Source organism: Variovorax flavidus (genome assembly GCF_030317145.1).
Classification (GTDB): Bacteria; Pseudomonadota; Gammaproteobacteria; order Burkholderiales; family Burkholderiaceae_C; genus Variovorax; species Variovorax flavidus.
On sequence record NZ_JASZYE010000001.1, the window covers coordinates 621,113 to 640,075 of the forward strand.

The 18,963-nt window shown below is 66.3% G+C and carries 20 protein-coding genes; 6 read left to right on the forward strand and 14 right to left on the reverse strand.

The window, feature by feature from the left end:
- Positions 1–18: 18 nt before the first annotated feature.
- Both QTH90_RS03000 and gloB read right to left on the reverse strand, forming a co-directional pair.
- Entirely contained in the window at positions 19–1,593 is a 1,575-nt protein-coding gene (locus QTH90_RS03000; RefSeq protein WP_286663037.1) for a transglycosylase SLT domain-containing protein, read from the reverse strand.
- Positions 1,590–2,387 carry a hydroxyacylglutathione hydrolase gene (gene gloB, locus QTH90_RS03005; protein WP_286663038.1) on the reverse strand — a complete coding sequence of 266 codons (798 nt, stop codon included), beginning with the start codon at positions 2,385–2,387 and terminating at the stop codon, positions 1,590–1,592. Before gloB ends, QTH90_RS03000 begins: the two co-directional genes overlap by 4 nt.
- Between gloB and QTH90_RS03010 the strand changes: the two genes are divergently transcribed.
- Complete coding sequence (locus QTH90_RS03010; RefSeq protein WP_286663039.1) at positions 2,386–3,174, forward strand: class I SAM-dependent methyltransferase; 789 nt, start codon at positions 2,386–2,388, stop codon at positions 3,172–3,174. The two genes, gloB and QTH90_RS03010, sit on opposite strands and share 2 nt — an antisense overlap.
- Positions 3,171–3,620: a ribonuclease HI gene (gene rnhA / locus QTH90_RS03015; protein WP_286663040.1), complete on the forward strand. Its 450-nt coding sequence runs from the start codon at positions 3,171–3,173 to the stop codon at positions 3,618–3,620. The genes QTH90_RS03010 and rnhA overlap by 4 nt, the downstream gene beginning before the upstream one ends.
- A 22-nt stretch (positions 3,621–3,642) precedes the next feature.
- On the opposite strand, the gene QTH90_RS03020 is transcribed toward rnhA, so the two are convergent.
- From QTH90_RS03020 to QTH90_RS03050, 7 genes are all read right to left on the reverse strand, one after another.
- Entirely contained in the window at positions 3,643–4,125 is a 483-nt protein-coding gene (locus tag QTH90_RS03020; RefSeq protein WP_286663041.1) for a Crp/Fnr family transcriptional regulator, read from the reverse strand.
- Positions 4,126–4,156: 31 nt separating this feature from the next.
- Complete coding sequence (moeA, locus tag QTH90_RS03025) at positions 4,157–5,470, reverse strand: molybdopterin molybdotransferase MoeA (protein WP_286663042.1); 1,314 nt, start codon at positions 5,468–5,470, stop codon at positions 4,157–4,159.
- Between the two features lie 13 nt (positions 5,471–5,483).
- Positions 5,484–6,134, reverse strand: a complete 651-nt coding sequence (mobA, locus tag QTH90_RS03030; protein ID WP_286663043.1) for a molybdenum cofactor guanylyltransferase MobA — start codon at positions 6,132–6,134, stop codon at positions 5,484–5,486.
- Complete coding sequence (moaA, locus tag QTH90_RS03035; protein ID WP_286663044.1) at positions 6,131–7,249, reverse strand: GTP 3',8-cyclase MoaA; 1,119 nt, start codon at positions 7,247–7,249, stop codon at positions 6,131–6,133. Before moaA ends, mobA begins: the two co-directional genes overlap by 4 nt.
- A gap of 70 nt (positions 7,250–7,319) precedes the next feature.
- A complete protein-coding gene (locus QTH90_RS03040; RefSeq protein ID WP_286663045.1) occupies positions 7,320–8,081 on the reverse strand; it encodes an SDR family oxidoreductase in 762 nt (253 codons plus the stop codon).
- A gap of 33 nt (positions 8,082–8,114) precedes the next feature.
- The gene (locus QTH90_RS03045) at positions 8,115–9,548 is read right to left on the reverse strand and encodes an aldehyde dehydrogenase family protein (protein WP_286663046.1); all 1,434 of its coding nucleotides are present in this window, start codon (positions 9,546–9,548) and stop codon (positions 8,115–8,117) included.
- A gap of 48 nt (positions 9,549–9,596) precedes the next feature.
- Positions 9,597–10,148, reverse strand: coding sequence for a peroxiredoxin (locus QTH90_RS03050; protein ID WP_286663047.1), 552 nt, complete (start codon positions 10,146–10,148; stop codon positions 9,597–9,599).
- A 98-nt stretch (positions 10,149–10,246) separates the two neighbouring features.
- Between QTH90_RS03050 and QTH90_RS03055 the strand changes: the two genes are divergently transcribed.
- From QTH90_RS03055 to QTH90_RS03070, 4 genes are all read left to right on the forward strand, one after another.
- Positions 10,247–11,824: a phospholipase D family protein gene (locus tag QTH90_RS03055; protein WP_286663048.1), complete on the forward strand. Its 1,578-nt coding sequence runs from the start codon at positions 10,247–10,249 to the stop codon at positions 11,822–11,824.
- A gap of 62 nt (positions 11,825–11,886) precedes the next feature.
- Positions 11,887–12,234 carry a hypothetical protein gene (locus QTH90_RS03060; RefSeq protein WP_286663049.1) on the forward strand — a complete coding sequence of 116 codons (348 nt, stop codon included), beginning with the start codon at positions 11,887–11,889 and terminating at the stop codon, positions 12,232–12,234.
- Positions 12,227–12,469, forward strand: coding sequence for a hypothetical protein (locus QTH90_RS03065; protein WP_286565993.1), 243 nt, complete (start codon positions 12,227–12,229; stop codon positions 12,467–12,469). The genes QTH90_RS03060 and QTH90_RS03065 overlap by 8 nt, the downstream gene beginning before the upstream one ends.
- Before the next feature lie 231 nt (positions 12,470–12,700).
- Entirely contained in the window at positions 12,701–13,267 is a 567-nt protein-coding gene (locus tag QTH90_RS03070) for a hypothetical protein (RefSeq protein WP_286663050.1), read from the forward strand.
- Here QTH90_RS03070 and QTH90_RS03075 read toward each other — a convergent pair.
- The 5 genes from QTH90_RS03075 to QTH90_RS03095 are packed head-to-tail and all read right to left on the reverse strand — an operon-like array spanning position 13,254 to position 18,874.
- Positions 13,254–14,102 (reverse strand): metal-dependent hydrolase, encoded by an 849-nt coding sequence (locus QTH90_RS03075; protein WP_286663051.1) that lies wholly within the window; start codon positions 14,100–14,102, stop codon positions 13,254–13,256. The genes QTH90_RS03070 and QTH90_RS03075 overlap by 14 nt on opposite strands.
- Before the next feature lie 16 nt (positions 14,103–14,118).
- Positions 14,119–15,282: an ABC transporter permease gene (locus QTH90_RS03080; RefSeq protein ID WP_286663052.1), complete on the reverse strand. Its 1,164-nt coding sequence runs from the start codon at positions 15,280–15,282 to the stop codon at positions 14,119–14,121.
- Positions 15,282–16,466 (reverse strand): ABC transporter permease, encoded by a 1,185-nt coding sequence (locus tag QTH90_RS03085; RefSeq protein WP_286663053.1) that lies wholly within the window; start codon positions 16,464–16,466, stop codon positions 15,282–15,284. The genes QTH90_RS03080 and QTH90_RS03085 overlap by 1 nt, the downstream gene beginning before the upstream one ends.
- A gap of 3 nt (positions 16,467–16,469) precedes the next feature.
- The gene (locus tag QTH90_RS03090) at positions 16,470–17,471 is read right to left on the reverse strand and encodes an HlyD family secretion protein (RefSeq protein WP_286663054.1); all 1,002 of its coding nucleotides are present in this window, start codon (positions 17,469–17,471) and stop codon (positions 16,470–16,472) included.
- Positions 17,471–18,874: a TolC family protein gene (locus QTH90_RS03095; RefSeq protein WP_286663055.1), complete on the reverse strand. Its 1,404-nt coding sequence runs from the start codon at positions 18,872–18,874 to the stop codon at positions 17,471–17,473. The genes QTH90_RS03090 and QTH90_RS03095 overlap by 1 nt, the downstream gene beginning before the upstream one ends.
- Between the last annotated feature and the right edge of the window lie 89 nt (positions 18,875–18,963).

Genomic DNA, 18,963 nt, shown 5'->3' on the forward strand with positions numbered 1-18,963 from the left:
GCCGGCCGGAGCTTTCTGTCAGCGCTTCTTCTTCGACGGCGTGCCGCCACGCTGTTCGCGCACGACGTTGGTGGACGAACTCTTGGATACCTTTGCGGGCGTGCTCTTCGACACGAGGCTCGTGCTCTTGAGGACCGGTGCGCCATGCGCGCGCGTCGCACCCGTGCCGACGCTCACCGAGCGCGCGGCCTTGACCGGCAGGTACACCACGACGTTGAAGCCCTTCTGGAAGGAATGGGTCGGCTTGACGTCATTCCATTCGGCGACGCTCGCCGGGCTCAGCTTGTAGCGGCGGGCGATGCTCGCGACGCTGTCCGTGCGCCCGGCCTTCACCACGGTGCGGCGTGTGACGATTTCAGGCTGGAAGCTCAACTGTCCGGTGTCGGCAACCAGCGCCGCCACGTCTTCCTGCACGCGCGCACTGCGCGGCACGATGAGCGTCGAGCCCGCCTTGATGAGCATCCGGGGCGGCACGCTGTTGATCGCGCGCAGGTCGGCTTCGCTCATGCCGGAGCGTTGGGCCGCGTCGGCCACGGTCATGGTCGAGGGCACAGTCCAGGCGGTCCAGCTGGCGTACTGTCCTTGCGCGTAGGCCTCGAAGTTGCGTTGGAAGACGGCTGCGTTGTCCCACGGCAGCAGGATCTCGGGTGTGCCTGCGGCGAGCAGCACCGGCTTGTGCGCCGAGGGGTTGAGCGCGCGGAAATCCTCGATCTTCACGTCCGCCAGCTTGGCTGCCAGCGCCACGTCGAGATCGCGCTTGAGCGCGACGGTCTGGAAATAGGGGTGGTTGGCGATCAGCGGCAGATCGGCGTTATAGCGCTCGGGATTCGCGACGATGTTCTTGACCGCCTGCAGTTTGGGCACGTACATCCGCGTTTCGGCGGGCATCGTGAGGTCGCTGTAGCCGGTGGGCAGGCCAGCGCGCTGGTTCTTGGCGATGGCGCGCCCCACGTTGCCTTCGCCCCAGTTGTAGGCGGCGAGGGCGAGTTGCCAGTCGCCGAACATGCCATAGAGCTTCTGCAGGTAGTCGAGCGCGGCGCGCGTCGAGGCCACCACGTCGCGCCGGTCGTCGCGGAAGATGTTCTGCTTGAGATCGAAGTCGGTACCGGTGGCCGGCATGAACTGCCACATGCCCGCCGCGCGCGCGCTCGAGACGGCCTGCGGATTGAAGGCGCTCTCGATGTAGGGCAGCAGGGCGATCTCGGTCGGCATGTTGCGGCGCTCGAGTTCTTCGACGATGTGGAAGATGTAGCGGCTCGAACGCTCGGTCATGCGCTGCATGTAGTCGGGCCTACTCGCGTACCACTGCTCGCGGTCACGGACGAGGTCGTTGTCCAGGTCGGGCATCTTGAAGCCGCGACGAATCCGGTCCCACATGTCGGCGGGCGGTGCGAGGGTCACGACGGTGCGTGACTTCGCCTCGCCGTTTGCATCGCCGGAGGTGATCGGCTTGAGCGCTCCGCGCGGATAGACCGGCGTGGCGCTGCTCGACGCGGCGCTCGACGTGTCCTTGATGGGCGAAGAGCCCGTACCGGTGGCGCAGCCTGCGAGGAAGAGGGAGCCCGCAAGGCAGGCGGCAACGATAAATTTCATCGAAAGTCGTTTTTCCATTGACGCAGCGCGGCGAATACCTCGGTCTCCGCGGCCTGGGATGAAAGGCCGGCGTGAGCGTGGACCGCTCGACTGACAGTGGCTTCGCGGCTGCGAAGAAAGGGATTGATGAGGCGCTCGGTCGATAGCTGCGAAGGCAGCGTCGGTTCGCCGCGCGCGCGCAGTGCCTGGCACTGCGACATGTACTGAGCGAGATCGGCGTTGCCCGGTTCCACCGCGCGCGCGAATCTCAGGTTAGCAAGTGTGTATTCGTGGGTGCAGCATACGCGGGTGCTGCCCGGCAGCGCGGCGAGCGCGTCGAGCGAGGCCAGCATTTGCGCGGGCGTGCCTTCGAAAAGGCGGCCGCAGCCGCCCGAGAACAGCGTGTCACCGCAAAAGACCAGCGGGGCAAGATCGCCCGCCGCGGCATTGCCGGGCTCGGCCGGAAGAAAGTACGCGATATGGCCGGCCGTATGGCCCGGCACGTCGATCACTTCGAAGCGCAGTCCCAGCACCTCGGCATGATCCCCGTGCGACAGGCGTGTGCAGGGTTCCGGAATGCGCTCGCGCGCGGGGCCGAAGACCGGCGCACCGGTGGCTTCGTGCAACGCCGCCACGCCACCCGTGTGATCGGCATGATGGTGCGTGACTAGAATCGCGGCCAGTTGCAGATTGCCACGCTCCAGTGCATCAAACACCGGCTGGGCGTCTCCTGGGTCGACCACGATCGCGTTGCGTCCATCCTGCAGCATCCAGATGTAGTTGTCGGCAAAAGCGGGCAGCGGAACGAGGGTCATGAGCGGTCAAATTATAGGTTTGCATGATTGGTTCGAGACCCCCCCAGGCCGCTATCTGCTGGCCTGGGAGCAGGCGCAGTTCGACCAGGCGGTGGCCGACGTGTTCGGCTACCACGCGCTGCAGCTGGGCCTGGCAGAAGTCGAGGGGCTTCGGACCAACCGCATGCCGCATCGCTGGCTGGCCTTGTCCGACCCCGCGATGCTGGCGCGGAGCGCGCTGGTGACCGACTTCTCGGCCCTGCCTTTTCCCGCCAACAGCCTCGACCTGGTCGTGCTGCCGCACACGCTCGAACTCAGCCCCGATCCACATGCGACGCTGCGCGAGGTGGAGCGGGTGCTGGTGCCCGAAGGCCGCGTCGTCGTATGCGGACTGAACCCCGCGAGCCTGTGGGGCATGCGGCAGCGCCGCGCGCATCTGTACCGGCGCCTGGGTTTCGGCGATCTCTTCCTGCCCGAGGCCGGCGACTTCATCGGTTACCGGCGCATGCGCGACTGGCTCCGGCTGCTGAGCTTCGAGGTCGAGTCGGGGCGCTTCGGCGTCTATCGGCCGGCAGTCCGCAGCGAAGCGTGGCTGGACCGCTGCCGCTGGTTCGACAATGCCGGCGAGCGCTGGTGGCCCATTTTCGGCGCCGTCTATTTTCTGGTGGCGGTCAAGCGCGTGCGGGGCCTGCGGCTACTGAGCGCCGACTGGCGCCGTGCCGCTTCGCGCGCCAGCGCCCCCGTCCCGATCGCGGGCAAGATGCACCGCGACACCACTCATCGACAGCAAGAAGGAAACGGTTTTTGAACGAAGTACAGATCTACACCGACGGCGCCTGCAAGGGAAACCCCGGGCCTGGCGGCTGGGGCGCATGGCTCAAGTCGGGCGCCACCGAGAAGGAGCTTTTTGGCGGCGAGCTCAACACCACCAACAACCGCATGGAACTGCAGGCGGTCATCGAAGGGCTGGGGGCGCTCAAGCGTCCGTGCAAGGTCACGCTTTACCTGGACAGCCAGTACGTCCGCATGGGTATCACCGAATGGATTCGCGGCTGGAAGGCCAAGGGCTGGCGCACTTCAACCAAGCAGCCGGTCAAGAACGTCGAGCTGTGGCAGCAACTCGACAAGTTGGTGGCAGAAGGCGGACATCAGATCGAATGGCGCTGGGTCAAGGGCCACTCAGGCGATCCGGGGAACGAGCGGGCGGATGCCCTGGCCAACAAGGGGGTGGACCGGGCACTGGGACGGATCTGAGGCCCGTCCGCCGGGCGCGGCGCTAGAGCCGCTCGGGCGCCTCGAGCGGCTCGCCCATGCTGGCCCGGAAGAGCAGATCGTCCGTGATTCGCAGGCGCCGGCTCATTTCGCGGCCGATGTTCATCTGGATCAGCGCGAACTGCTCCACATCGCGCTCGAACAGCCGATAGAGATTGGCCGACGAGAGTTCGATGGCGCTGCAGTCTTCCTCGGCACGGACCGAGGCGCTGCGCGGAAAAAGGTCGAGCAGGGCCATTTCGCCGAAGCAGTCGCCCCGGCCGAGCCGTCGCAGCAGCAGGTCGTGGCCTTGCCAGCTCTTGCGCACCGTGACGCGCCCACTCTCGAGCACGTACATGCTGCTGGCCGGTTCGTTCTCGTGGAAAAAGAAGCCACCGGCCGGCACCTTGACCACCGGTGCCGGCGCCAGCAGGAACTCGATGGTCTCCGCGCCGATGGCGCCGAAGATGGGCATCTGCTGCATCAACTCGATTCTGGCTGCGAACATCGCAACTCCTGGGGTCGGGGGTCGACGGACCTTACACCACGCCGTCGAACATCATCACGTCGACCGACTCGCCCGCCGCCACGCTGCCTTGCTCGTGATGCAGCACAACCAGGCCGTTGGCCTCGACCATGGAACTAAGCACGCCGGAACCCTGGTTGCCGGCGATGCGCACCGTGGGCAGCGACCCCGGCACGGCCTGCACGCGGCCGCGCTGGTACTCGGTGCGACCGGGCTTCTTGCGAATCGGATCGATGCTCGTGGCGCGCAACAGGGGTGGCGGAGCGGAGCACGTGGCGTTGCAACCCATCATCCGCAGCAGGGCGGGGCGCACGAAGGCGAGGAAGGTGACCATCACCGCGACCGGATTGCCGGGGAGGCCGAACAAGACCGCAGGCCCGCGCGCATCGCGTTCCGTCGGAATCAGGCCAACGGCCATGGGCCGGCCGGGGCGCATGGCCACCCGCCAGAACGCCATGTCGCCGAGGCGCTGCATGACGGCTCGGGTGTGGTCTGCTTCGCCGACGCTGACGCCGCCGCTGGTGACGATCGCGTCGGCCTCGCTGGCGGCACGGCGCAGTGCGGATTCGAGCGATGCGGGGTCGTCGCGTATCAGGCCCAGGTCGATCACTTCACAACCCAATCGGGTGAGCAGGCCGAAGACGGTGTAGCGGTTGCTGTCGTAGACCGCGCCCTCGCGTGGCACCTCGCCCACGCTCAGGATTTCGTCGCCGGTGGAAAAGTAGGCGACGCGCAGGCGGCGCACCACCGACACCATCGGCAGCCCGAGGCTGGCCACCATGCCCAGCGCGGCAGGCGAGATGATCTCGCCGCGCACCAGGGCGGGCGTGCCCTGCATCAGGTCTTCGCCGGCGAACCGGCGGTTGTCGCCACGGCGCAATGCGCTGGATGGGAAGCGCACGGTGTCGCCTTCGACTTGGCAGAACTCCTGTGGAATGACCGTGTCGAGACCGGCCGGCATCATCGCGCCAGTCATGATCTTCACGGCATCACCAGCCGCCAGCGTGCCGCGCCAGGCGGCGCCGGCGAGGGCCGTGCCGACGATCCGCAGGCTCACCGTGACGTCTTCCTGGGCGAGGGTATCGAGCAGCGCGCCGTCGAACGCAAATCCATCCATCGCCGAGTTGTCGTGCGGCGGCACGCTCACCGGCGAGATGATGTCCTCCGCCAGCACACGGCCCAGCGCGTCGCGCAGCGCGATGCGCTCGCTTTCGGCGACGATGGCGGGTTCGGCCAGGCGGGCCAGGAATGCCTGCACGGCATCGACGCCGAGGGCCTTGGGGTCGTAGCCGGCCAATGCGGCGGCAATGTCTGCAATGCGGCTCATGAGGGAGAGGGAATCAGGGGCGCTGGCCTTCGAGTGCGTGCAATTCGGCCAGGGTGTTCGCATTGAAGAACGCATCGGGCGCGTCGTCGGGTCGGTCGAAGGGCACCAGCACCGTTCGGTGTTGTGCGGTCCACTTGTCGATCTTGCGGCCGCCACCCTGGGTGAATTGCACCAGGCTTTCGAGCAGCGACGTACTGAGCAGGCAGAACACGGGCTGGGGGCGCAGCACGGTCGCGCCGCCGGGCTCGTCAGCAGCCTCCGGCGCGTTGACCATGGCGATCTCGGCGTCCTCCGCCGACAGCGCATCGGCCAGACGGCTGGCAAGGTCGAGCGGGAACAGCGGCGTGTCGCAGGGCACGGTCAGCAAGTAGGGCGTTTCGCAGCGTTCCATGCCGGTCAGGAATCCGGCGAGCGGGCCCGCATAGTCCGCGAGGCCGTCCGGCCAGACCGGCACGCCGAAAGATTCGTAGGCCGACAGGTTGCGGTTGGCGTTGACCATCATCTCGCCGACCTGCATGCCGAGCCGCAAGACCGCGTTCAGGGCAAGCGGCGTTCCATTGAAATTCTGGAGACCCTTGTCGACACCGCCCATGCGCGAGCCGCGCCCGCCAGCGAGCACGAGGCCGGTGATGTCGCTGGCAGCGATGGCGTGCGGCGCGTTCATCCGCCGATGTAGCTCATTTCGACGCGGCGCGGTGCGCCTGCATCGGCATCGGGCTCGCGCAACGCACGTAGCTCGGAGTAGCGATCGGTGCGCCCCTGCCAGATGTGGCCGATCTCGGAGGTGATCTGCGCATCGTCGGCACCGCCACGCAGCAGCGGTCGCAGGTCATGGCCCATGCTGGCGAACAGACAGAGGTAGAGCTTGCCCTCGGTGGAGAGGCGTGCCCGGCTGCAGTCATGGCAAAAGGCCTGGGTCACGCTGCTGATCACGCCGATCTCGCCGCCGCCGTCCGCGTAGGCCCAGCGCTGCGCGGTTTCACCGGGTGCGCTGGCCTCGAGCGGCTCAAGCGGGAATTCCTCGGCGATGCGGCGAATCACCTCGGCCGAGGGCAGTACTTCGTCCATGCGCCAGCCGTTGGTCGCGCCCACGTCCATGTACTCGATGAAGCGCAGCACCACGCCCGTGCCGCGGAAGTGCCGTGCCATCGGGAGGATTTCCTGCTCGTTCGTGCCGCGCTTGACGACCATGTTGACCTTGATCGGGCCGAGCCCTGCAGCGTGCGCGGCCTCGATGCCCGCCAGCACTTCGGCGACGGGAAAGTCGACGTCGTTCATGCTGCGGAACACGGTGTCGTCCAGGCCGTCGAGGCTGACGGTCACGCGCTGGAGACCGGCGGCCTTGAGTGCGGCGGCCTTGCGCTTGAGCAATGATCCATTGGTCGTCAGCGTGAGATCCAGCGGCTGGCCGTCAGGCGTACGCAGTGCGGCGAGTTGTTCGATCAGCACTTCGAGGTTCTTGCGCAACAACGGTTCGCCACCGGTCAGGCGGATCTTGCGCACGCCGTGCGACGCAAAGATGCGCCCGAGGCGCGTGATCTCCTCGAAACTCAGCAACGCGCTGTGCGGCAGGTACTCATAGTCCTTGTCGAACACTTCCTTGGGCATGCAATAGCTGCAGCGGAAGTTGCACCGGTCGGTCACGCTGATGCGCAAGTCGGTCAACGGGCGGGCGAGCTGGTCGAGCAGCACGCCCGTGGCCGCAACCACGCGCCCACCCGCGAGCGGCACGCGACGGACGCGGCCGATCTCGGAGACAGGGACGACATGCTTGCTCATGGGGTGGAGCAATTTAACCCATCGCCCGGCCGAACGGCCATTCGGGGTTACATGACCACAGCGGCGTCAGCTACACGCAACGTGCGCCGTCGACCTCGATGCAGACGCCGCTGATGAACGAAGCCTCGTCGCTCGCGAGGTAAAGCGCCGCGTTGGCAACGTCGAGCGCGGTCGAGAAACGGCCCAGCGGAATGGTGGCGCGGAACTTGGCCTTGCGTTCCTCGGTGACAGGGCCGCCTGCGAACTCGGCCGCCAGCCCCGTGTCGGGGTTGAAGACAGGGTTGATGCAGTTCACTCGGATGTTGTCCGGGCCGAGTTCGGCGGCGAGCGACTTGCTGGTGGTGATCACCGCGCCCTTTGAGCCGTTGTACCAGGTGAGACCGGGGCGCGGACGCACGCCGGCGGTCGATGCGATGTTGATGAACGATCCGCCGCCATTGGCACGGAAAGCCGGCACCGCATGGACGGTCGACAGGTAGATGCTCTTCACGTTGACCGAATAGCAGCGGTCGAACTCGTCCTCGCTCACTTCGAGCGCCGGGCGGTTGCGGTGCGTCCAGCCGGCGTTGTTGACCATCACGTCGAGCTTGCCGTGACGCTCGACGGCGGCGTCGACCAGCGCCTTGACCTCGGCCGACTTCGTGACGTCGGCCGCAAAGAAGGATGCGCGGCCGCCGGCGCGCAGGATCGCCTCGACCACCTGTTCGCCGAGCGCGATGTTGATGTCGTTCACGATGACTTGCGCACCTTCGGCGGCCAGCCGTTTCGCAATGCCTTCGCCGATGCCGCCGCCGGCGCCGGTCACGATGATGGATTTGTCCTTGACTCGCATGTCTTGTCTCCGTTTGAAATGTGATGTGTCTGCTCAGCCGTGCTTGATGGCGACAGTCTTCAGCGTGGTGAAGCCGTAGAGCGCCTCGAAACCCTTTTCGCGGCCATAGCCCGAGGACTTGACGCCGCCGAAGGGCAGTTCCACGCCGCCGCCCGCGCCATAGTTGTTGATGAACACCTGGCCGCTTTTCACGCGCTTGGCCATGCGGAACTGACGCGCGCCGTTGTTCGTCCAGATGCCGGCGACCAGGCCGAACTGAGTGGCGTTGGCGAGCGCCACGGCCTCGTCTTCGTCGCGGAACGACATCGCGGCCAGCACCGGGCCGAACACTTCTTCCTGCGCGAGTCGATGGTTCACCGGCACGTCGCGCAGCAGCGTGGGAGCCTGGTAGAAGCCGGTTTCGGGCGCTTCCTCGACCACCACGCCCGTCGCCACCATCGGAATGCCGGCGACCTGGGCGTCGGACAGGAAGTCCCACACGCGCTGCTGCTGCGTCTGTCGAATGAGCGGTCCGACGTCCAGATCCATCGCCGCGGGGCCGACGCGCAGTGCCTCGAAGGCGTGGCCGAGGCGTTCGAGCAGCGGCTCGTAGATGCTTTGCTCGATCAGCACGCGCGAACCGGCCGAGCAGGTCTGCCCGGCGTTCTGCACGATCGCGTTGATCAGCACGGGAATGGCGGCGCTGAGGTCGGCGTCGGCAAAGATGATCTGCGGGCTCTTGCCGCCCAGTTCGAGCGTGACGGGGCAATGCCGTTCCGCCGCGACCTGCTGGATCAGCGTGCCCACCTTGGGACTGCCGGTGAAGCTGATGTGGTCGATGCCCGCGTGACGGGCGAGCGAATCGCCGACTTCATGGCCGTAGCCGGTCACGATGTTGAGCGCGCCGGGCGGGAAGCCGACCTCGGCTGCCAGTTGCGCGACGCGGATCAGCGAGAGACAGGCGTCTTCGGAGGGCTTGATGACGCAGACGTTGCCTGCGGCCAGTGCGCCGCCCACGCTACGCCCGAAAATCTGCATCGGGTAGTTCCACGGAATGATGTGGCCTGTGACGCCGTGCGGCTCGCGCCAGGTGAACACGCTGTAGCCATCCTGGTACGGGATGGTCTCGCCATGCAGCTTGTCGCATGCGCCGGCATAGAACTCGAAATAGCGCACCAGCGCCAGCGCGTCGGCACGGGCCTGCTTCACGGGCTTGCCGCAGTCGCGCTGCTCGATCAGGGCGAGTTCGTCGACGTGCTCGGCGATCTTCTGCGAGAGCCGGTAGAGCAGCCGGCCGCGGTCAGCCGCGCTGACCTTGTGCCAGGTCGTCTCGAAACAGTGGCGCGCGGCGCGCACGGCAGCATCGATGTCGGCGGCATTGCTGCGCTGCAGCTCGTCGAAGGTCTGACCGTCGGAGGGGTCGATCACCGGCAGCGTGCGGCCGGACGAGGAGGCAACGCTTTCGTTGCCGATGTAGTTGAGTTGCATGGGGGAAATCTTAGCGACCTCCCGCCACGTCGCCGGCCCGATGGCGGGTTAACGCGCAGCCGTCGCCTTTGGCAGCGCGCGAATCGCATTCAGCATGCGTTCGACATGCTTGTCCGGATTCAGGTTCTGGTAGAAGTACGCGACGTTGCCGTTGGGCGCGATCACGTACGACAGGCGGTTGGCAAAATCCGGCCGCGTCTGCATCACTGCATCGAAGCCCTGTATGACTGTCTTGGATTGGTCGGACGCTACCGGGAAGCGGCTCTGGCACGACTTGACCGAGAACTTGGTGAGCGTGTCGATGTCATCGGCTGAAACACCGATCACCGTGGCACCCAGTGCCGTGAACTTGTCGATTGCATCGGCAAAGGCATGCGCCTCGATGGAGCAGTCGCTGGAGTCAGCTGCCGGAAAGAAATACACCACCACCGGCCCCTTGGCGAGCGCCTCGGCAAGCGAGTATCGAAAGGTCTTGCCGCCCAACGCCGCCGTGGCGATGAACTTGGGCACCGGGTCGCCGATGTCGAGCGCGGCGAAGGCAGGCGTCGCCGCGGCTGCCAATGCGAGCAAAGTCGCGCGCGCGAAGATCGATAGCATCATGATGTAACCCCGGGTGACGGCGCTTCGAATTCTAGGACCGGAGCTCGCCTGATTGAGGGCCGTGCGGGGCGAACTCCAACCAACCAATGAGTGCACAGATGAAACCAGGCGCAATTCGCCTGCTGCGGATGGCGCTGATGCTCGCTGCGATGGCGTTGCTGGGCGCATGCGGCTCGCTTCCCGTGGCGCCCGAGCGGCCAGTGGAATTCGCGACACGGCCTGATGCAGCGACCCCGCTGGCGAAGATCGTGGCGGACTCCACGCCGCCCGACGAGCATTCGGGTTTTCGCCTGATGCCGCTCGGCGTTTATTCGCTCGATGCGCGCATCCAGTTGGCCAAGCGGGCGCAGGTATCGCTGGTCGTCCAGTATTACCAACTCGAGAACGACGCCACCGGACGGCTGCTGATGCGTGCCCTGCGCGAGGCCGCGGCGCGCGGCGTGAGGGTGCGCCTGCTGGTGGACGACCTCTACACCGCCAAGAGCCAGCAGCCGCTGCTTGCGCTGGCGCAGACGCCGAACGTGGAGGTGCGGCTTTTCAACCCATTCTGTTGCGGACGTGATGGCTTCGTGTCGCGCTTCGCCGCCTCGCCGCAGGAGATCCCGCGGCTCAACCACCGCATGCACAACAAGCTCTTCATCGCCGACGGCGTGATGGCTGTCGTGGGCGGCCGCAACATCGCCGACGAGTACTTCGTGCTCAGCCAGGCGCAGAACTTCATCGACATGGATGCGCTGGTGGTCGGCAAGGTCGTGACGGAACTGGAGCTGATCTTCGATGCGTACTGGAACGCCGAGCAGGTCTGGCCGATCCAGGAAATCGTGCGTGGCGAGGGCGGCCGGAAGCCCGCTCCGGAGGATTTCGACAACTGGATCGGCATGAGCTCGATGCCGCCGAAGATCGAGCTGCCGCCCTCCGACATCCTCGGCTATGGGCCGATCAGCGAAGAGCTGGACGCCGGGCGCATGGGCCTGCTGTGGGGCGTAGCGCATGCCGTCGCCGATCCGCCAAGCAAGCCCAAATACATGACCGCCGACGAAGCGCTGTCCACCAGCGTGACCATGAAAGTCTGGGAACTGCTCATGGATGCGCGGACCGAGGTGGACCTGACCTCGCCGTACCTGGTGCCGGGTGAGAAGGGGATGGCCGCGTTCGACGATCTGTCCCGGCGCAAGGTGAAGCTGACGCTCCTGACCAATTCGCTGGCCGCCAACGACGAGCCGCTGGTGCATACAGGCTACGTCCGCTACAGGCAGCGCCTGCTTGTCAGCGGCGCGGATCTCTACGAATTGAGCCCGGCGCGAACCACGGCCAACGAGCGTTTCGGCTCCTTCGGAACTTCATTGGGTCGCCTGCATGCCAAGACGGCGGCCATTGACGGGCGGCGCGTCTTCATCGGCTCGATGAACCTGGACCCCCGCTCCGCGACGCAGAACACCGAAATGGGCGTGGTGGTCGACAGCCCGCAACTCGCGCGCGAGATGCTCCGGGTGATCAAGATCAGCAAGTTGCAGAACTCCTATCGCCTGCGCCTGTCAAAGGAAACCGGCACCGTCGAATGGCTCACCACGGACGGCGAGAAGGAGATCATCCTGACGGTCGAGCCGGAATCGGGCTTCTTTTTGCGCTTTTACAACAAGCTCATCGCGCCGATCGTTCCCGAAATGCTGTTGTAATCCCGGGTTGGTGCAGCTGCGCTTCCCCTTGCAATTTTCCTTCATCGCCCCACATGCTGCCCATGAACGCTACCCAAACCCCTGCGCACAAGACCGACCTGGCTGTGACGCATGTGCTCGCGCAGCTCCTCGAGCGGCTCGAACACAGCGCCGTGCCGGTGGGCGCCGAGCAATATCGCTCTGTCGTGATGCACCTGGTCGATGAATTTCGCGATGTGGAGCCGGGCGCCCAACTCGGCCAATTGCTGGACGCCTATCCCGCCGCTGCCGAGGTGTACGAGAACATGAATTACCAATATGCCGGGCTCTGCCGCTCGGCGCTGGATGCGTCCCTGTCGGCCGAGCTGGCCGCGAAGGCCGCCATAGGGCGCGCCATGCACGGCGCAGGACCGGAAAGCACCCATGAGTAAAGCCGAGGTCAAGACGGCCGTCGTTGCGGACGGCCTCCGTTACAAAGCCAAGGCACCGGGCTCGCCCTTCCGTGCCTCGGCCTCGTTCAGTGGCGCGACGATGTCCTGTTTCATGTGCGGCAAGCATCGCGTTCGTTCGCAGATGCGCACCCGGCAACTTCTGGGGAAGTCGCAAACGGTCTGTGCGCCGTCCTGCAAGGCACTCGACGAATTGGTGGAATCCGGGGGCGCCTGACCCCTGCTGGTGGTGCCGAATTAGGGATGCAAAGCGCAACCGGCGCCCCGTATTTAGTACTTCGTACCGCCTACCCATTTGACGGAATTCGATCTACAGTTAGAAACAATTGATGCGAATAATTGCGTCAATACCAAAGTTCTAATTCACGGTCGATTCAATGATCCGAATTCATTCGTCAACCCTTCAAGGCCTGGGTCTCCGTCAATTGCTCGCCAAAGGACGGACCCTGTGAGCCAGCAACGCCACATCATCATGCAGGTCGTCAAGCGCTCGGGCGGCGCGACGCACCATGTGGAGTTCTGCATGGATGACAACTTTGCCGAGCGTTTGCGGCAACTGCGTTCGCTGGTGCCCCCGCTCAACGCCCTCAACAAGCAACGGGATCTCGTCATCGACAAGGTGCGCGTGCGCTTGCCCACCGCCGTGTGGCGCTGCGGCGGCGACATCGACAGCTCGGTCGAGGGCTCGTGCATCGTCATTGCCGCCGAAGGCTTCTTCAATTGCGGAGCCAAGGACCGCAAGACGAAGGAAAAGCTGGTCACCTACACCTTCCCGATCTCGCGCCTGATCGAGTTGCACATGGAGCGGCCTGCCGGCGAGACCTTCTACATCCGCGACGGTATCTTCACCAACGATGAGCCTGCCGAATCGGCTGCGGGACGCTGGGTTGCATCGCTGCACGAACTGGAAGAGATGCGCGTGCCCGAGGCACCGTCCGACTTCGACACGCTCCAGGGCGTGCCGCTGCGCACCGAACAAGGTGCGCTGCCGACGCACGGCATCAGCCTGAACTGAGCGCGGCGCTCGCAGGCTGCGCGTCGACGCGCACGAAACTCGATGCGTTATCGGCCAGCCAGCGCCGGGACACGGCGCTGTCCTGTTGCGAGGGGTGAAAGTCCGGCCGCAGATACCGCCACCAGGTGCCCCAGCTTTCCCGCAGGAGGCCGCGGCGGCCCAACAGCAGGCGGGCTCCGCTGCGCCACGTCGAGGTCTTCCACAACACGCCTTCCTTGCGCAGGTTGTCGGCCGTCTGCCTGAGCAGATCGCCCAGGAAGATCAGCGTGACGCGGCGGAACCAGCGGACGCGCCACTCGTGCGAGCCGCCGATGGCCTGGTAGACGTCGAAGGCAGTGTTCTTGTGCTCGAGTTCTTCGGCGCTGTGCCAGAGCCACATCGTCTTCAGACGCGGCTCAGCGCCATCCAGGCATTGCGGATGCGACAGCAGCCATTCGGCGAACATGGCGGTGAAGTGTTCGGTCGCGGCGGTGATGGCGACGGCGTGGCGCGGGTCCGCCTCGTCCAGCGCTTGCATCCGCTGCATGGCGCGAGGCGTCCAGCCGTCTTCCAGGCCCTGGCTGTCCAGATGCGCATTGAACACGGCGTGAATCCGGCGATGCGTCGCTTCCTGTCCGATGAAACCGCGCACTTCCGATTGATGCTTCTCACGCACTTCGGCGCTGGCGTGCTGGAGCCCGCGACGCACGGCGTCGATGAAGAATTGCTCGCCGAAGGGGAAGCTCATCGACAGCGCATTGAAAAAGGCGGTGGCGAAGGCATCGCCGCCACACCAGTCGCGCGCAACGGGCGGCTGCAGATCGATCAACAGGCGGCGAACGACAAGGTCGGTCATGGAAATGGCAAAATAGTCACGAGCGTGGATTTTTGGATTGTGCTCCTGGTTCCGCCGCGTCGGGACGAATGCCCAGCAGGGCGGCAGTGGCACCCAGGCCGAGGATGCCCAGCACGATCAAATGGGGCACGACCGCGGCCACCGGCGCACCCATCTGGTTGAGCCGCAGCGAGGCTTGGATCCCCGCCGTGCTCGGCACCAGCCAGCGCAGTGCCTGCAGCGGCTCCGGCAGCGCCTCCACGGGCCACGAAAATCCCGAGACGAAGGCCATCGGCAGCGCGGTGAAGAGCAGCACCTGGAGCGCGCGTTCGCGATCCCGGACCCAACTGCCGAGCAGCAGGCCGGCCGAACAGATCGCGGGCACATAGAAGGCGAGCAGCAGCAGGGCGCCCAGCGGATTGCCGCCGCGCGGATAGTCCTGCAGGAAGAACACCCAGCCGAGGAAGAAGAGCCCGCTCAGGAAGCCGAAGCATGACAGTGCGGCGAGGCGGCCGAGCCACGCCCTCCAGCCCGCCCGAAGGCGCCCGGCTTCTGCCCAGGTGCCGGCGAGCATGGCAGTTCCCATCAGCAAGGTCTGCTGGAGGATCAACAAGGCGACTGCCGGCACCACGTAGCTGCCATAGCCTTCGGTCGGGTTGAACAGCGGCACCAACTGGATATTGAGCGGACTCCGGCTCTGCATCGCCTGCGGCTCGCTCTGCCCGCGCGCCTGCAGCTTGCGGATCTCGATACCCGCCGAGACGGTGCCCACGGCTTCCGAGAAGCCATAGAGCACCGCCTTGTTGATGAGCGCATAGGCGCCGTTGGCTTCGATGGTGACCACTGTGGACGCGCCGCGCAGCACATCGCGCCTGAGATCTGCCGGAATCAGGGCAAAGCCCTCGATGTCGCCGCGCCACAACGCATGCTGCGCCTCGCGCACATCGGCAGTGACCAGCCGTAGGTCGAGTCGCGGGTTGGCGAGTGCGAAGCGGGTGATCTGCCGCGAGAGCGAACTGTGGTCCTGATCCACCAGCGCGACCGGCACGCGCGTGACCGCTTGGGTCCCGTAGGGCCAAGGGTAGAAGAAGCCGTAGATGATCGGTGCCAGCAGCATGATCAGCATCACGCCGCCATCGCGCAGTACGGCCAGCGCGGTGTCGCGCCATGCGGCAACGAAGTCGAGGCGTGGGCGTTCCATCAGCGCTTTCCCCAGCTCCGAGGCTCGCGTGCCGCGCTGGCCAGCGCCGATGCGCTCAAGCCCAGCAGCACGGCTGTCGCGATGATCATCCACAGGGGCGTCGCGAGCGAATAGACCAGCGGCGCACCCATCTGCAATTGCTCCATCTGCACGCGGATGTAGTGTGTGTACGGCAGCAGATACGCCCAGGCGCGCGCCAGCATCGGCATCGCGACCAGCGGGAAGCCGACGCCGCCGAAGGCAAAGGCCGGTGCGGTGATGAAGCCGGTTGCGGACAGTGCCGTGCGAAGCGAACGCGTGATGGCGGACGCAAATCCACCGAGCGTGATCGAGAGCGCAAGAAACACCAGCAGGGCAAAAAGCGCCCAGCCCAATGACCCTGCCGGATGCCAGCCGCGGCCGGCCGTGATCCACAGCATGGCCAGCAGAGCGACGAGAGACAGGCTGGCGAAGGGCAGGGCGAGTTTGCCCGCGAGAGCGGCCAGCGCCTCATGCCAGCGGGGGCCGCTGCCGAGCCACTCGGCGATCGTGCCGTCGCGCAGTTCGCGGCCCACGGCCCAGGCGCCGGCGGTCATCGCCAGGATGTGCAGCACTGCCGGTATCAGTGCCGCACCCAGGAAGCGCTCGTAGTCGGATGAGGTGTTGAACAGCGTCACCATGTTCGCGCGGATCGGCTCCATGCTCGCTCGCGCGGCGGTCATCGATTCACCGCGCTTGTTGCGAACCGAGAGCTCGATGCCGGCGGACACGGTGCCGATGGCCGTGCGTACGTCGCGCTGGATCAGGCTCGAATGCGTCCCGAGTTGCGCGTTGTGCAGCAGGACCGCTTGGCCGGCGCGCCCTTGCTTGACGTCGCGGCTCAGGTTGCGTGGCAGCAGGACTACGGCATCGACCGCGCCGCTCGTGAGCGCGCGGGCCATCGCGCCTTCGTCGTCGTAGCGCTGCACGACGCGCAGGCCCGGCGTTGCATCGAGAAAGCGCACGACCTGCCGCGAAAGCGCGGAATGGTCCTGGTCCAGCACGCCGATCGGCAGGTGCGTCGGCAGGCCGGCGGAAAAGATCCACCAGATCAGCGCAACCGCCAGCAGCGGCACCCACGACATCATGGCGAGATCCCAGGGCCTCGTGCGCAGGAGCGCGACCTCGCGCCGAGCACTCGCCGCCAGGACGCCGTGCAGGCTCATGGGCTACTCGACCAGCACGCTCATGCCGGGCCGTGCGCCTTCGATCGGCTGCAACGGGCGCGCGCGAACCTCGAAGGTGCGCACGTCGAAGCCGGCGCCACCGCGGGTCGCGCGCCAGGTTGCGAAGTCGGGCAGCGGCGCGCTGTAGTAGACCTTGAAGCGCGCCTTGCGCCGGCCGCCGCCCTTGTCGTCGGCGCTCGAGATCGCGGGCAGGATGGCGTCGAACTCTTTCCCGATCGCGAAGCGGTCCAGTCGATCTTCGCGCACGTTGAGCACCACCCACTGGTCCCTCAGGTCGACCACGGTCGCGACCGCCACGCCTTGCGGCAGGAGTTCGCCCGCCTTGGCCAGCACCTTGGCCACCTCGCCCGCGACCGGGCTGCGCAGTTCGGTCTCGGCCCTCGCGGCTTCGACCTCGGCGACGACACCGGCCACCTGGCGCACCTGTGCGTCCGCGGCCGCCTTGTCTTCGTTGCGGGCGCCGATACGCGCCATGTCGTATTGCGCCTTGGCAGCGACGGCGGCGTCGCGCGAGGCTTTCCAGTTGGCCTCGGCCTCATCGCGCTTCTGCGCTGCAACGAGACCTTCTCGCGCGAGGCCGTCGACCCGGCTGAAAGAAATGCGGGCCAGTTCGGCGGCGGTTTCGGCGCGCTGCCATTGCATGCGCGCCATTTCGATCTCCTGCGGGCGGGCACCGTGTTGCGCCTTTTCCGCCACGGCCTTGGCGGCCTGCTCGGCGGCCGTGGCCTGCGCCAGCTTGGCCTCGACCTCGGGGCTGTTCATTCGCACGAGCAGGGTGCCGGCCTGGACGACGTCGCCTTCCTTCACGAGCACTTCGACGACACGCGCTGTCACCTTGCCGGCGATGTCGGTTTCCTGCGCTTCCATCTGGCCCTGGAACACCTCAGGAGCCGGCCGGGTCGCGATGCGGAAGCCCCAGACGATGAGCGCCAGCACCAGCAGGCCGGCGACGATGGCAATCAACTTTCTTGTCTTGGCGCTCATCAGTTCACCTTCACGTCCGCGCGTGCGATGTAGTCGGGGAATTGGTCGGAGAGTCCTGCGCTCTCGAGCAGTTGCGCGAGCGCCTGCACATAGTCGTTGGCAGCCTGGGCGCGCTCGGTCAGGGTCTTGGCGTGGTTGGTCTCGGCGTCGATCAGGTCCAGCGTGGTGCTCGTGCCCTCGCGCAGGCCGTCCGTGCGCAGGCGGAGAACTTCCTGCGACAGCTCGACCGAAGGCGCCATTGCCATGTACTGGCGGCGCGCGTTCTCCACTGCGCGCCAGTTGCGTTCCACGAGCAGCGAAATGTCGTTGCGCGCCTGCGCGTCGGTGCGCTCGGCCTGTTCGATCTGCTTTTGGGAGGATGCCGTGAGCGCACTGCGGTCGATCGAGTCGTAGAGCGCCCAGCGCATGCCGATGCCGGCCACCCAGTCGGCATTGTTCCCCTTGAGTTCGCGTGTGCCGAAAGCCACCACCTGCGGCCGGCGCAGCGCCTCCTCACCTTCGTGCAGTTGCTCGGCCTGGGACTTCTTGGCCGCCACCTTGGCCAGGCCGGGGTGGCGCGTCATCGCGGCGTCGAGGAAATGGCCCAGGGGCTCGATCGGCTGACTCAGCACGAAGAGAGGCGTCAGCGGCGCCACGCTGCCTTCGACCCGCACCGTGCGGGCCAGTGCGGCGGCGGCCAGTGCGGCGTCGTCCTCGGCCTTGCGGGCGTTGCGCTTGGCGTCCTCGTAGGCGACGCTGGCCTGCAGGCGCTCGACGCGCGAGATCACACCGGCGGCGAGCATCTTCTGCGCTGCCTCGTCATGGCGGCCGATGGTCTGCTCCGCCTGCTGGCGCAACACCGCGGCGCGTTTGGCAAGCTGGGCGCCGAAATAGCGTTGCACCAGCACGGTGTCGACCTCATGGCCGGCCTGTTCGGCATCGGCCTGGGCCTCACGCGATTGCGCTGCGACGAAGCCGCGAACGGCATCTGTGGCCCCGCCGAGGTAAATGGGCCAGATGCCCGCCAGGGCTGCATAGCTGCCGCTGTCGTGCCGGTTGAGCGTGTAGTTCGAGGGCAGCGGAAGAATTGGCACCCCTGCCAGCAGATTCTGGATCGAAGGCGGCAGCGTTTGCGCCAGTTGCCCGACGCCCTGGTTCAGCGGGTCGAGATTCAGGCTCAGGTTGGCGTTGTAGGAATAGGCGAGGCCGTTCACGCTCACGATCGGCCCGCCGAGGTTGCGCAGGCTCTGGCCCAGCAAATCCTTCGACTCGACGCCGGCGCGCGCAGCCGCCAGCTTGTCGGAGCGGTCGAGCATCTGGAGGCGAGCGGCCTCGAAGCTCATCGGAACGGCACCCGTCTGCGCCTGCGCCAGACCGGTCACGCACAGCAGCAGCGAAAGAACATGGAGTCGATGGCGCGTCATGACGTCGCTCAGGATACCCGCAGAGGCCTGCGCAAAACCTCGGCCACAGGGTGCATTGACTCCGAACAAGAAAAAGGCCGCAAGCGGGG